This window comes from Acinetobacter sp. B-6, from assembly GCF_056930735.1.
In genome coordinates this window covers 107,949-119,752 of sequence record NZ_JBXPBY010000012.1, presented here as the reverse complement: position 1 = coordinate 119,752, position 11,804 = coordinate 107,949, and the positions used below count along the sequence as shown (strand labels likewise).

Below are 11,804 nucleotides of genomic sequence, written 5' to 3'. Positions count from 1 at the left end.
TTATATATTTTATGGTTTTTAGGCAGTGTTTTTATGAATTTTTTAATTTTGATATTAACGATTTTTTTAATAAGCGTATTTACTTTTTTATTTAAGTCGAATAATAATGATTGTAAAGTAAGGAATAGTGAAAATTCAAATGTTGGGAATAGTTACGATGTAAGAGTTGGAAAAAATATTTCTGAATTTGTAGATGAAAATAAATTTTTTTTAAATTATAATCAAAAAGAAATAATTAATAGATATAAGGAATTAAATAGTAATTATATGGTATTAAAGGTTTTAGATAAACTTCCTGTTGAAGTGGGGTTCGCAGATGGTACTGTAGGTAATAATGTGGAAGATAATAAGAATTATATGTCTAATTTAGATGCAAATATAAATATTAAGACAGGTTACATATTCTTTAAAAGCACGAATTATGTACCCTACGATAATGAAATTGAGAATAATATTGCTAAAATGCTAGGTGACCAAGTTTATGTGATCAATGCAAATAAAGTGGATCATAAAAATTTAGATGAAAATATTAAACTTTTTATTAAAAAAATTGAATGCAGTACTTCATCACAAGAAGAAGTAGTAGAGTGGAATATAAATGATATGCATATCATATTAGAAGCATCAGGAAATAAAAATGAAAAACAAAATAGTCTTTTTTTTACAGTTTATTTTACAAAGAAAACGGATAAAAAGTATGAAACATCAATATATTAGTTTTATTTATTTTGTAGTTAATCATGTTTTAATTTGTGTGGTATGTGATGAGGTGAAATATTGATCAAGATAATTCTAACTATCATACTAAGCTTTTCTCTATTACAGGGCTGTTCATCTAAAGAAGTATTAAGTTACCTATGCAAAGTTGATGGTAAAAAAGCCAAACAAGAGAAATATCAAAATATAGAAAAGAATCTGTCTAGAGCTATTAATTTATTTGTTGTGAACAATGATTTGTATTTGGACTATAATTTTAAAAAATATATAACAAGTATAAAGAGATGAACTCAAATTATCTAAAGTTAAAAGTTATAGATCGATTATCTGCTGTACAAGGATTTGATAATGGAGTCGTTCATAATGAAAATTTTGAAGATAATGACCATCATATGTCTACGCTAGAAGTACAAACTACCGGGCAAGGTCCAAACACAAACTTTTACTCCAGTGATAATTTTGTGCCATTTGATGATAATATCCATAAAAATATTAATCAATCAATTACAGACCAAGCTTTTCTAATAGGTATTGCAGCTTTAGACAAGAAAAATATTAATGAATTCATTGAAAGTTTTTTAACCAAAGGGCGCTGTCAAGGTGGAGATAAATATGGAAAAGTTGTTTCTGAAAGAAATTTTAATGGTGTTCATATCATTTTAGAGTCGGAGCCAGAGTGGTTTGTAGGAAAAGGACAAGTCAATAGTTTTGCTTATACTGTTTATTATACCAAGGCGACAGATAAAATTTATGAAAAATCATTGTATTATTAAAATTAAAGCCATATTTTTAATGCTTTTTTCTCTGGCATGCTATGGCTGTAAGAATAATATTGAAGATTCTAAAAAATATTATATTTTTAAGAGTACTACAGAACATCAAGTCGTTCCAGAAATAGATTTCAGTAAAAACTCACCTGTAAATCAACTTAAATTGGAAGAGATTCCTGTTAGTTTTTCTAAAATCGAAAATGCAATCTTAACTTCAGGATACATTGAATCAAATAAAGATGCTTCAATAGTTCATAAACGATATGAAATAGAACCAAACTCATATGGTATAAATAAGATTTTCTTTTATAGTCAAGGTGTTGAACTACCTGAAATTTCTTCTACAGTGTATTCAAATGGAGAAAATTTAAAGTATCAACGTAAGATCGTTATTTATTTGGGTCATGATTTTGACCAATCTACTGGAAAATATAAAAAAATTAATTTGAATCCAGAAGTTCCCATTATTTATGCTAAAGTTTTAGGGCTAAATGAGACAGATTCAAAGAAAGTATATGAAAAACTACTACATGTACATATTGCTGATATAGAGAAAGGAATAAATAAATATGGAGATTTTTTAGTCACAAATAGAATTAAAATTGCTGATTATTGGTTTGAATTCAATACTGAACAAACACATAATAATACTACTTTTTATATTTACAAAACCAATGGTACACCTAGGGTAAATGCGGCTAAATAATTTACTTTTTAATTGTGAAAATTTAAAATGGGTAAAATATTTTTAATTGTTATTCTTGCTTTTTTATTATCTTATGATTTTAATGCGAAACCTAGTATTTACTTAAAAACTATGGGAGAGTATGAGCACAAAATCAATGATCCTTGTTCAAGTGCTGATTGTACACCTAGAGCTTTATCCACACCATATCATCGGATTGTTTTTACTGAAAGAAAAAGAATTGATAAGGTTGTCTTTAAAGATTTTATTGGTGGTTTGGTCTATAAGAAAGTCATAACTGAAAATGATTATAGAAATGTAAATTTTGATGATAATTTTAATTCTTTGACTATTTTAATTAGAAATTCTATTCTAATTGTTAATCCAGATTCAGGCGGTTCAGGTGTTAAATCTATTGAATATAGATTTGAGAATTGTAATCAAATTTCTGATTTTGATAAAAATAATATCAGGAATATTCTAAATTTAATTAATTTTGATAAAACAGATAAAGATTTTTATAATTTTAGCAAGAATGGTGGTGAAATAATGATTAATAATTTTTACGAGAAGGGAGTTGGCTTGGAGGTGAATTGTGATCCAAAGAATAATTCTGGACAAGTAAATATATATCGCAGATAAATATTAATTTTTTTATTTCAAGTGATTTTTTTGGGTTAAGTTTATGAAATATAATATTTTTGTTTGGAGTGGGGTGGTATTTTTAATTAGTACTTCTGTATCGTACTATAGTTATGGAACGAATGTAGATCAGCGTTTTTTTATTTTTGAAGATAAAAATAAATCAGTGTTATCAACAGAAGTAAATTATTCAAGATTTGCACCAGTCAATCAGCTGAATTTGAATGCAATGCCAATAATTTTAGATAAAGTTATAAAAAATATCGAAAAATTCGGATATGTGAATAATGAAGTAGCCAAAAACAGTCGACACTTTGAAGTGATTTCATATGGCGGAACAGTAAAGAAAATCTATTTTTTTGATGGTGTCAGTGATACACCAGAGCTCTTCTCTGAAATTTATGCAGCGAATCCTAAATTCAATAAAATCAAAAGTATTCGATTAAATCTGAGTGCAGGGTATAATGGAAATAGATTTGAAAAAATCAATATAGATACTACTATTCCTATAAGTCTTGTTTCATCATTAAACATAGTTGATGAGAGGAAAGCGAAAAAAGTATATACATCACTGATGAATCAGCATCTTTTAAATATCAAAAACAATGTGAATGTATATTGTAATTTTTTAGTGACGACTAGAGTAAATGTTCAAGATTATTGGTTGGAATTTAATACTGAACGCATAAAAAATAATACCTATTTTAATATTTATCAGAGTAAAGAAGTGCCTGAGAAGTGCGGCTTTTAAAAGTGAATAAGGGCATTAATAAAATTTTGATAATTTTCAAATTTGATCATATAGCACTTAAAATAGTGGGTAGTGTAAGCATCATATGACCCAAGTGATTATTCTGGTCAATTCCATATCTATCGAGAATAAGCTATATTAGCAACACCAGAATAGATAATATATAACATGTCAAATTTACAACAACTTTTTGCTCAAACTCAAGAAAACTACGAATTGATCCCTGATTTCATTGATCAACTTTTAGCATCAGAAATTTATTGTCTAGCGACGCAGGACAAAGACAAGAACGTTGAATTCCGCATTTTGGAAACACCAGAAGGTGATCAAGCCATTCCATTTTTTATTGAACTTGAAACCATCCAAAATGATATTGGTGCTGATGTTGAATATATTGCTTTGAATACACGTCAGTTTTTTGAAATGACCAAAGGGGCAACCTTAGTATTGAACCCAACCTCAGCATTATCAAAAGAATTCCAACCTGAAGAGATCAAAGCTATTTTAGAAATTGATCAAATAGACTCTAATAATTTAAGCATTTAATTTTTCGAGTACTTCATCAATTTTTTTCATACGCTTAATTTCATCCCACAATGCCTTGGCTTCGGGGTAATGCTTAGACATCATTCCAAGCCATTGTTTATAACGCCCAACCATATTCATTTCTTTTTTATAGGTGCCGTTCAAAAAACGAATCTGTAAATTTAATAATTCTGACCATGTAATCAGCGGCTCATCTGTATTTTTACGGATGCATTGTGTTAAGTCTGGTGTCGTGACTGCACCACGCCCAATCATTAGATCTTGGCATCCTGATTCAAGTTGGCATTGCTTGGCATCGGCATTGGTCCAAATTTCACCGTTGGCAATCACATTGATTTTAATGGCTTCACGAATAGGTTGAAGTTGATCCCAAAAAGCAGGTGGCGTATAACCGTCCGCTTTGGTTCGAGCGTGTACTGTAAGCCATGAAGCGCCAGCATCTTCTATGGCATGCGCATTTTCAAGGGTAAAGTTTCGATCCATGTAACCCAAACGCATTTTGGCAGAAACTGGAATGTGTTGTGGAACAGCATCACGTACTGCTTTAACCAACTCATGTACAACCTCAGGCTCATCGAGAAGTACGGAACCTCCTCGATGACGGTTGACTGTTTTTGCAGGACAACCAAAATTCATATCGATGGCAGGTGCGCCAAGCTCGGCAGCACGTACGGCATTGGCAGCCAGCATTTCAGGATTATTTCCTAGAAACTGTACATGTACAGGTGTTCCAGCAGCAGTTTTCCCTTCATTTTTGAGCTCTGGGCAGTAGCTATGGTAAATATGATCAGGTAGGACAGAGTCTGTTACACGGATAAACTCAGTCACGCACCAGTCGAAACTACCGACATGCGTTAAAACATCACGCATGATGGGGTCAGTTAAGCCTTCCATGGGAGCAAGAATGAGTTTCACAGTGGAGTTACCCGATCAGATAAAAACAGCGTTATACGGTTTTTTTAATTAGATGTCTAGTAAATTAATTGAAGTATAAAGAAATAAGTTAATGAAAATTATTTTTTTATAAATTTAAGAAATATTTATTATAAGTAATAAAATATTATAAAAGTAAAGTTTTTTTGAAACCTTTTGTTAAAAAATAATTTTTTTCTAATATTTATACTTAAAAAATTAAATTTTAAAATGTAATTCAATAATAAGAAAGGGAGAGAAATAATTTTAAAAAATAATAGATTTATATAATAAACTGATAAAGGGAAAATATCATGAGGTGTCTAATATATTTGTGTAGCCTTTTATTTTTAACAGGATGTACGAACCTAGTGACTCAAAAAAGAGCGCTGGTTGTAACTGATATAAAGAATCCTAATGTTAAAACGATGAGTATTCCAATAGATATTCGTTTGTCTCGAAGTTTTACAGCTTCAGATGGAAAAATTTATATTTGTGACCAACCTATGCCAGATGTTGCTAGATCAGATTCTTTTGGATCAAAAGGAAATCTTAGTGCAAAGTTGGCTGATTCAGGAGGAGTATTGAAACAAGATATAGGAGGAGAGGGCAACATTAATTCATCAACTGCGGTTTTACAATTGAATGGACGATCTTCTGCCGTATTATTAGCTCGTGATTTAATGTATCAAATATGTCTTAGTGCAGCAAATGGGACTTTTGCTGCTCAGCAAGAACTCTTTAAAGATATTTTAAAGATCGTGGATAAAGTTGCAGATAAGGAGAAAGCAACAGCACAGTCAAATCAGTTAGCGACACAGGCTCTAATTTTGAGACCAGAAATTGTTGAAAATAATAGGAATGCCTTACTTGGAGTGAGTTTAGTTGGTATTGCCAAAACTTATCATAAATGTTCAGTTGATGCGGAAAAAAATAAAGATCAGTCGAATAGTTGTGATAATGAATTGAATAAGGATATTAAACAAAAAATAGAGGGAAAATGAAATGCAAGCAGAAAATTTATCAAATGAACTCTTAGATTATTTAATGACGCCACCTAAAACATTTTTATATTGGCGCATTAAGGATACTTATCTAATAGTTGCTATTATTGAAAAATGGGATGAAACAACAATCACATTAAAAACTGAAGAAGGAATGGTTTCTAAGGAAAAACGTACAGATGTTAAAATAATGGTTCCTTAACGCGTATGCCTTATTTTTATAATAAAAATAAGGCATACTTTATTCTAGTTGTTTATATCATATTTTCAATAAAATTAGCAGGTGATTTAACGATGCAAAATCATTTCTAAAACGAATTTAGAACCGATAAATCCAATTGCCAGTAAGAAGAATCCAATCATGGTAAAGCGAATGGCTTTTTGACCACGCCAACCAAACTTATAGTGACCGATTAACAATGCACCATATACAAACCAAGACACAATACTAAAAACTGTTTTATGGGCTAAGTGTTGGGCAAAGAAATCATCAATAGTAAAGAAACCAAAACATAAGGCTACAGTGAGTAGAACAAAGCCTGTGATTAACATATCAAAAAGTAAAGATTCCATTGCTTGATAGGCGGGAAGGAAATTCACCCAAATACGTTTTTTCTGTTTCTTTTTTAATTCACGATTTTGAAACCAAATCAGTACAGCTTGTATGGTTGCCATGAGTAAAACTGCATAGGCGGATAAGGACAAGATGATATGAATGTCTAATCCTAAAGAGTGCTGTTCGATGAATTGATCGGGTTTGCTAAAACCAAAACCTAAAATCAATCCAAAAGCAGCAACGGGAATCCCAATCAAATTGAGTGAAAGTACAGGTCGATAGGTGCTGTACAACATACTTAAAAGTAACATTAATGCGGAGGTAAACGACATCAAATTAAAGACGTCATAATTAATCCCTAGTGGTGTAAGTATATCGTTATGCAGTACACTTGCATGTAATATCAGCCCTAAACCTGACACGATGCCAATAAACCAAGGGTTTGCAGGACGTTTAGACATTAAGTGCATAAACAAATACCAAAACGAAGAGGTATAGGCAATTAATGCTAAAATCGTATAAACCAAGGGTAGGCTAATCATGTCAAACCTTTTTCAGGATGATGAATATTCATGCTATATGATATAAATTCTATGTGAACTACAGTATCCTATAGCATCTTGAGCATAAATTTTCTATTTTAAGAAAGATTTTTTTGCTACTAGCTATTTTAAGCGGATTTTGCAATGTTTGATACCTTAACAGAACGACTCACGCAGAGTCTCAGAAATGTTACTGGCTCTGGGCAGCTAACCGAAGATAATATTAAAGATACCTTACGTGAAGTGCGTATGGCACTTCTTGAAGCCGATGTTGCTTTGCCTGTAACTCGTGAGTTTATTGCGAAAGTTAAGGAAGAAGCATTGGGACAAGAGGTGATGACCCAGCTTTCACCAGGTCAGGCTTTCGTTAAAATTGTTTATGATGAACTCACCAAAATGATGGGTGAGGCGAATGAAAGCCTAGATTTAGCTGCTAAACCACCAGTTGTGATTCTTTTAGCAGGTTTGCAAGGCGCTGGTAAAACCACCACTGCTGCAAAACTTGGACGTTTCTTAAAAGAACGTCAAAAGAAAAAAGTCGCCATGGTTTCTGCCGACGTTTATCGCCCTGCCGCAATTAAACAGCTTCAAACGGTTGCTGGTGAAGTTGGTGTTGATTTTATTGAGTCAGATGCTGCTGAAGATCCAATTAAAATCGTACAGCGTGCCATCGGGCAAGCCAAAATTAATTTTAACGATGTTTTGATTGTCGATACCGCAGGTCGTTTACATGTCGATGATGACATGATGGACGAGATCAAAGCATTACATGCAGCAGTTGCACCAACAGAAACACTGTTTGTTGTCGATGCAATGACAGGTCAAGATGCTGCAAATACTGCCAAAGCCTTTAATGATGCATTGCCACTTACAGGGGTCATTCTGACTAAAACTGATGGTGATGCACGTGGCGGTGCGGCGCTTTCGGTTCGCGCAATTACAGGTAAGCCGATCAAATTCTTAGGTATGGGTGAAAAACTCGATGCCTTAGAACCATTCCACCCAGAGCGTGTTGCACAACGTATCTTAGGTATGGGTGATGTGCTTTCTCTTGTCGAAGAAGTTGAACGTAAAATCGACAAAGAAAAAGCCGAGAAGATGGCGAAAAAATTGCAGAAAGGCGGAAACTTCAATTTTGAAGATATGCTGATGCAATTTGAACAAATGAACAAAATGGGCGGAATGATGGGCTTCTTAGATAAGTTGCCTGGCATGAGTAATTCAGGGATACAAGACGCGATTGCACAAGCAAACCCTGAAAAACAAGTGAAAAAAATGGAAGCGATTATTCAATCGATGACCATTAAAGAACGTCGCAACCCTGATTTGATGAATCCAAGCCGTAAAAAGCGTATTGCTGCTGGGTGTGGTATGGATGTTGTTGAAGTGAATAAACTGATTAAACAACATGCACAAATGGCGAAAATGATGAAAAAATTTGCCAATCCATCGGGTATGGCAAAAATGATGCGTTCTTTGAGTGGAATGCAAAAGCAATTTGGTGGCGGTGGTGGTATGGGACCGCTATTTGGAAATAATGATAAGAAGTAAGTCTCTATTTCTTTTATAAAAAGCGCCTTAGGGCGCTTTTTTGTTGAATAAAAACAACATACTTCTCTTTATTCTTTAGATATTGTGATACGATTGATTAGGTAAAATTTAAACTACTGATAAGAAAAGATCTATGAAAAGAGTTTTGATCGTACACGGTTATCATGCTTCTTCAGAGGATCATTGGTATCCATGGCTTAAATTACAAATACTTGCGACGGGAAATGAGTGTGAAATTGTTCAATTGGAGCAGGCAGATCATCCTCAATATGAAGTTTGGAAACATAATCTGGTACAACAGATTAAAACACTAAATGAAGATGTGATTATTGTTGCTCATGGTCTAGGTTGTATTGCAAGCTTAGCTTTTCTTTCTAGTGAATTACTTGGAAGAAAATTAGGCGCATTATTTTTAGTGGCTGGGTTTAACCAAAATTTACCGACATTGCCAGAGCTTAATTTATTTTTAAACAGCGCTCGTATTGATGATGCTTTGCTTCGATTAAACATCGTTCATCGTTTTATATTTTTTTCCAACAATGATCCTTTTGTTCCAGCACCATTCAGTATTCAACTCGGGCATTTATTGAATACTCAAATGATTGAAGTGAAAGGTGCAGGGCATTTTAAGGCAACGGATGGTTTTAATACGCTTACGATCCTCTGGGAAAAGCTGGTTATTTTACTCAACTCTGAACCCTAAGCGCAGGCTGTGGGGTGAAATTATTTCATAGATTTTAGAATTATTGATTGGTAGTGAATTGTAAATATAATTCCTCAAGAATGTTTTGAGATTGTACTTCGTCATCAACAAGTTGACCTTGTTGATCCCAAACCCTGCTCTCAACAATGGTATTATCTTCACTTGGGTTAATTCTGAGTTCGGCTGCGATTTTGCCATTTTTATACCAAATTTTTTGAATGATGGTCTGGTCATCAATATAGTTTTCTTCCAATCCAAGTTGCTTATTGGGATAAAAGTTTTCAGCTTTTCCAACAGGCTGTAGGTCTTTATAACTGGCTTTGAAATTGATCGTTCCATTCTCATAATAACCCGTTACATTACCATCAATATACTTTCCATCAAAACTGTTTAGCCCTTGAGGTTCTTTAATCCAAAATGGATCAGATTGTTTTTTGTGGCTGTTTTGATAGAAGTCTTGGACTAAAAAGCGCCCATCTTTGTCTCTGCCTAATAGTTTCCTAAAATAGCCATTTTCTACTGGTTGAAGTGAATAACCTTGATCCATGACTGATGAGCCACATGAGCATTCTTCATCACCTGCATCTGGTGCAAAATAGGCAATAATCGCATCATTGGTTGCAAGAGTTTTAGAAAGGTTTGTTGTGCTTGATGTGGTAGAAAGTTGACTACAGCCAATCATGCTTATGCTGATGAGGCAGGTATTTAACAATACTGGGATTATTTTCATGATGAATTCTCTTTTGGTCTTTTTTAATGCTCTTTTTGAGAGGGTGATATATTTAGATCGAGCATAAATCATTCATCATGAAAATGTATGTAGATTTAATTTGTCTGTCGATCTATATAAGACTGTAAGCCTTTGAGTAACAAGTCTGTTTCAATGCGAGGTTGATACTTCTCAAGGAACTGAGCAAACAGATAAGCATCACCGCCCGTTAAAATCAGCTTTCGAGGTTGTTGTTCAAGCACTTTTTCAATCGTGCTTAATAAACCCAAGAAAATCCCATGATGGACAGCATCTATGGTGTTGCGACCAGGGCTTAACTCTGAAAATGCAGCATCGGGAATTTTAATTCCTTTGGTTTTTTGAATCAAAGAGTCTCGCTGTAAATAGAGATTAGGAAGAATATAACCACCTAAATGTTGAAAACCTTGTGTTAAATCAATGGTTAATGCAGTGCCACAACTAATCACACATAAATCTTCTTCAGCTTTTGCAACTGCTAAAACTTGTAACCATCGATCAATCCCGAGCTGTTCGATATGGTCATAGCCACAACGTAAGCCAGCATATTCAGCATGGACTTTGGCAAAAGTGACTGGAATATCCAGTAACTTCAAAATCTGGATAATACGTTCATTGTTCTTTTTATCTTGAACAGATGAAATGCCGATGCTGTCTAAACTTAAACTACGAAAATGTTGAATTAAACCAAGTAATAAATCCGCAGGAGATTGCAAGTGCAATTCGGCTGCTTGCTCAATGATTTGATCATTTTCAGTGATCCAATATTTTAGCCGGGTATTTCCAATATCTAACCAAAGTGCTTTCATTAACAGAACTCGTATGGGGGATACAATGAGGAGTTGCTTTAGATTGAATCCTCATGCTTTATAAATCAAATGTTTCGATAAGATCAAGCAGACATAAACTTATGACTCCGCTAAACGTAAACGTCCTTGGTATACACTGACTAAGCCTTGAGGTGTCACTAAATTGAGTGCGCCATCGTCCGAAATCCCTTTAAAAATCCCATGGATTGAATTATGGACTTGTTCAAAATGTACCGCTTGATCCATAAACGCAGCATAATGATTGAATCGTGCAGCAAGGTTATAACAACCATGATCAAACCATTGCCCAGCTTGTTGAATCGCCAAATACATTTCAGAAATGATTTGAATGCGGTTCGGGAACTGGAGACCTAATTGCATTACTGAGGTGGCTTGTTGAGTAATCTCTTGCTCAGAAACCGGAAATAGATTGATACCAATTCCAACAATTGCTTGATGCGGCGAGATCGGTTCAACCAAAATACCGCCCCATTTACCTTGAGCACTATAGAGATCATTGGGCCACTTAATTTGTAATCCAGTTAAGCCCTTTAGTGACGGCATTTGTAAGATATTTAAGGCAATTTCTAAGGCTAAACGCCCATCTAAGGGTGTTCGAGTTTCAAGCAATGTGCTTAAATAAATATTGCCGGCTGGGGAAACCCATTCCCGTTGGTGCTGACCTCGCCCTTGAGTCTGAGTTTCACTACAGACCAAAACCGTCTTGACGCCACTAAGCGCAATCTCACGTACATCATCATTGGTTGATGTTGTTGTCTGTTTTAAAAGCAGCACTTCGGGGAGCTGATGTGCTTGTGTAAGCAGTTGTCTAAGATGACGAGTCTCTAAATCCATGTTGAATCTGAGA

General features: G+C 34.0%; 15 protein-coding genes. 10 read left to right on the top strand and 5 right to left on the bottom strand.

The features are described 5' to 3' along the window. Positions 1 to 33: 33 nt before the first annotated feature. The 6 genes from AC1Z3T_RS15460 to AC1Z3T_RS15435 all read left to right on the top strand — a co-directional run bounded on the left by AC1Z3T_RS15460 (position 34) and on the right by AC1Z3T_RS15435 (position 4,111). Positions 34 to 717, top strand: coding sequence for a hypothetical protein (locus AC1Z3T_RS15460; RefSeq protein ID WP_463719777.1), 684 nt, complete (start codon positions 34 to 36; stop codon positions 715 to 717). Positions 718 to 1,001: 284 nt separating this feature from the next. Further along, positions 1,002 to 1,490 (top strand): hypothetical protein, encoded by a 489-nt coding sequence (locus AC1Z3T_RS15455; protein ID WP_228153628.1) that lies wholly within the window; start codon positions 1,002 to 1,004, stop codon positions 1,488 to 1,490. Next, complete coding sequence (locus tag AC1Z3T_RS15450; protein ID WP_100885979.1) at positions 1,468 to 2,193, top strand: hypothetical protein; 726 nt, start codon at positions 1,468 to 1,470, stop codon at positions 2,191 to 2,193. The genes AC1Z3T_RS15455 and AC1Z3T_RS15450 overlap by 23 nt, the downstream gene beginning before the upstream one ends. Before the next feature lie 27 nt (positions 2,194 to 2,220). Then, on the top strand, positions 2,221 to 2,814 hold the full coding sequence (locus AC1Z3T_RS15445) for a hypothetical protein (protein ID WP_100885978.1): 594 nt from the start codon (positions 2,221 to 2,223) through the stop codon (positions 2,812 to 2,814). A 43-nt stretch (positions 2,815 to 2,857) separates the two neighbouring features. Beyond that, a complete protein-coding gene (locus tag AC1Z3T_RS15440) occupies positions 2,858 to 3,565 on the top strand; it encodes a hypothetical protein (protein ID WP_100885977.1) in 708 nt (235 codons plus the stop codon). Positions 3,566 to 3,733: 168 nt separating this feature from the next. Beyond that, on the top strand, positions 3,734 to 4,111 hold the full coding sequence (locus tag AC1Z3T_RS15435; RefSeq protein ID WP_009584712.1) for an SseB family protein: 378 nt from the start codon (positions 3,734 to 3,736) through the stop codon (positions 4,109 to 4,111). On the opposite strand, the gene AC1Z3T_RS15430 is transcribed toward AC1Z3T_RS15435, so the two are convergent. Continuing rightward, complete coding sequence (locus AC1Z3T_RS15430) at positions 4,100 to 5,026, bottom strand: tRNA dihydrouridine synthase (protein ID WP_174762195.1); 927 nt, start codon at positions 5,024 to 5,026, stop codon at positions 4,100 to 4,102. The two genes, AC1Z3T_RS15435 and AC1Z3T_RS15430, sit on opposite strands and share 12 nt — an antisense overlap. 368 nt (positions 5,027 to 5,394) lie before the next feature. Between AC1Z3T_RS15430 and AC1Z3T_RS15425 the strand changes: the two genes are divergently transcribed. Both AC1Z3T_RS15425 and AC1Z3T_RS15420 read left to right on the top strand, forming a co-directional pair. Next, entirely contained in the window at positions 5,395 to 6,027 is a 633-nt protein-coding gene (locus AC1Z3T_RS15425; protein WP_100885976.1) for a hypothetical protein, read from the top strand. A 1-nt stretch (position 6,028) separates the two neighbouring features. Then, on the top strand, positions 6,029 to 6,229 hold the full coding sequence (locus AC1Z3T_RS15420; RefSeq protein WP_100885975.1) for a hypothetical protein: 201 nt from the start codon (positions 6,029 to 6,031) through the stop codon (positions 6,227 to 6,229). Positions 6,230 to 6,315: 86 nt separating this feature from the next. Here the strand turns inward: AC1Z3T_RS15420 and AC1Z3T_RS15415 are convergent, their stop codons facing one another. Beyond that, a complete protein-coding gene (locus tag AC1Z3T_RS15415; protein ID WP_004830303.1) occupies positions 6,316 to 7,125 on the bottom strand; it encodes a cytochrome C assembly family protein in 810 nt (269 codons plus the stop codon). Between the two features lie 144 nt (positions 7,126 to 7,269). On the opposite strand from AC1Z3T_RS15415, the gene ffh reads away from it, so the two are divergent. Together ffh and AC1Z3T_RS15405 are read left to right on the top strand one after the other, a co-directional pair. Further along, entirely contained in the window at positions 7,270 to 8,676 is a 1,407-nt protein-coding gene (gene ffh / locus AC1Z3T_RS15410) for a signal recognition particle protein (protein ID WP_004830302.1), read from the top strand. Positions 8,677 to 8,809: 133 nt separating this feature from the next. Then, a complete protein-coding gene (locus AC1Z3T_RS15405) occupies positions 8,810 to 9,379 on the top strand; it encodes an RBBP9/YdeN family alpha/beta hydrolase (protein WP_100885974.1) in 570 nt (189 codons plus the stop codon). A 40-nt stretch (positions 9,380 to 9,419) separates the two neighbouring features. Here AC1Z3T_RS15405 and AC1Z3T_RS15400 read toward each other — a convergent pair whose 3' ends face one another. From AC1Z3T_RS15400 to AC1Z3T_RS15390, 3 genes are all read right to left on the bottom strand, one after another. Beyond that, positions 9,420 to 10,109, bottom strand: a complete 690-nt coding sequence (locus tag AC1Z3T_RS15400) for a toxin-antitoxin system YwqK family antitoxin (RefSeq protein WP_100885973.1) — start codon at positions 10,107 to 10,109, stop codon at positions 9,420 to 9,422. Positions 10,110 to 10,204: 95 nt separating this feature from the next. Continuing rightward, the gene (locus AC1Z3T_RS15395; RefSeq protein WP_100885972.1) at positions 10,205 to 10,936 is read right to left on the bottom strand and encodes a type III pantothenate kinase; all 732 of its coding nucleotides are present in this window, start codon (positions 10,934 to 10,936) and stop codon (positions 10,205 to 10,207) included. Positions 10,937 to 11,035: 99 nt separating this feature from the next. Continuing rightward, positions 11,036 to 11,791 carry a biotin--[acetyl-CoA-carboxylase] ligase gene (locus AC1Z3T_RS15390; RefSeq protein ID WP_100885971.1) on the bottom strand — a complete coding sequence of 252 codons (756 nt, stop codon included), beginning with the start codon at positions 11,789 to 11,791 and terminating at the stop codon, positions 11,036 to 11,038. Positions 11,792 to 11,804 lie beyond the last annotated feature (13 nt).

What these genes read in the sequence shown, in the direction of transcription:
- AC1Z3T_RS15460 (WP_463719777.1), top strand. Translation starts at nt 34, where the DNA reads ATGAATTTTTTAATTTTGATATTAACGATTTTTTTAATAAGCGTATTT.
- AC1Z3T_RS15455 (WP_228153628.1), top strand. Translation starts at nt 1,002, where the DNA reads ATGAACTCAAATTATCTAAAGTTAAAAGTTATAGATCGATTATCTGCT.
- AC1Z3T_RS15450 (WP_100885979.1), top strand. Translation starts at nt 1,468, where the DNA reads ATGAAAAATCATTGTATTATTAAAATTAAAGCCATATTTTTAATGCTT.
- AC1Z3T_RS15445 (WP_100885978.1), top strand. Translation starts at nt 2,221, where the DNA reads ATGGGTAAAATATTTTTAATTGTTATTCTTGCTTTTTTATTATCTTAT.
- AC1Z3T_RS15440 (WP_100885977.1), top strand. Translation starts at nt 2,858, where the DNA reads ATGAAATATAATATTTTTGTTTGGAGTGGGGTGGTATTTTTAATTAGT.
- AC1Z3T_RS15435 (WP_009584712.1), top strand. Translation starts at nt 3,734, where the DNA reads ATGTCAAATTTACAACAACTTTTTGCTCAAACTCAAGAAAACTACGAA.
- AC1Z3T_RS15420 (WP_100885975.1), top strand. Translation starts at nt 6,029, where the DNA reads ATGCAAGCAGAAAATTTATCAAATGAACTCTTAGATTATTTAATGACG.
- AC1Z3T_RS15415 (WP_004830303.1), bottom strand. Translation starts at nt 7,125, where the DNA reads ATGATTAGCCTACCCTTGGTTTATACGATTTTAGCATTAATTGCCTAT.
- ffh (WP_004830302.1), top strand. Translation starts at nt 7,270, where the DNA reads ATGTTTGATACCTTAACAGAACGACTCACGCAGAGTCTCAGAAATGTT.
- AC1Z3T_RS15405 (WP_100885974.1), top strand. Translation starts at nt 8,810, where the DNA reads ATGAAAAGAGTTTTGATCGTACACGGTTATCATGCTTCTTCAGAGGAT.
- AC1Z3T_RS15400 (WP_100885973.1), bottom strand. Translation starts at nt 10,109, where the DNA reads ATGAAAATAATCCCAGTATTGTTAAATACCTGCCTCATCAGCATAAGC.
- AC1Z3T_RS15395 (WP_100885972.1), bottom strand. Translation starts at nt 10,936, where the DNA reads ATGAAAGCACTTTGGTTAGATATTGGAAATACCCGGCTAAAATATTGG.
- AC1Z3T_RS15390 (WP_100885971.1), bottom strand. Translation starts at nt 11,791, where the DNA reads ATGGATTTAGAGACTCGTCATCTTAGACAACTGCTTACACAAGCACAT.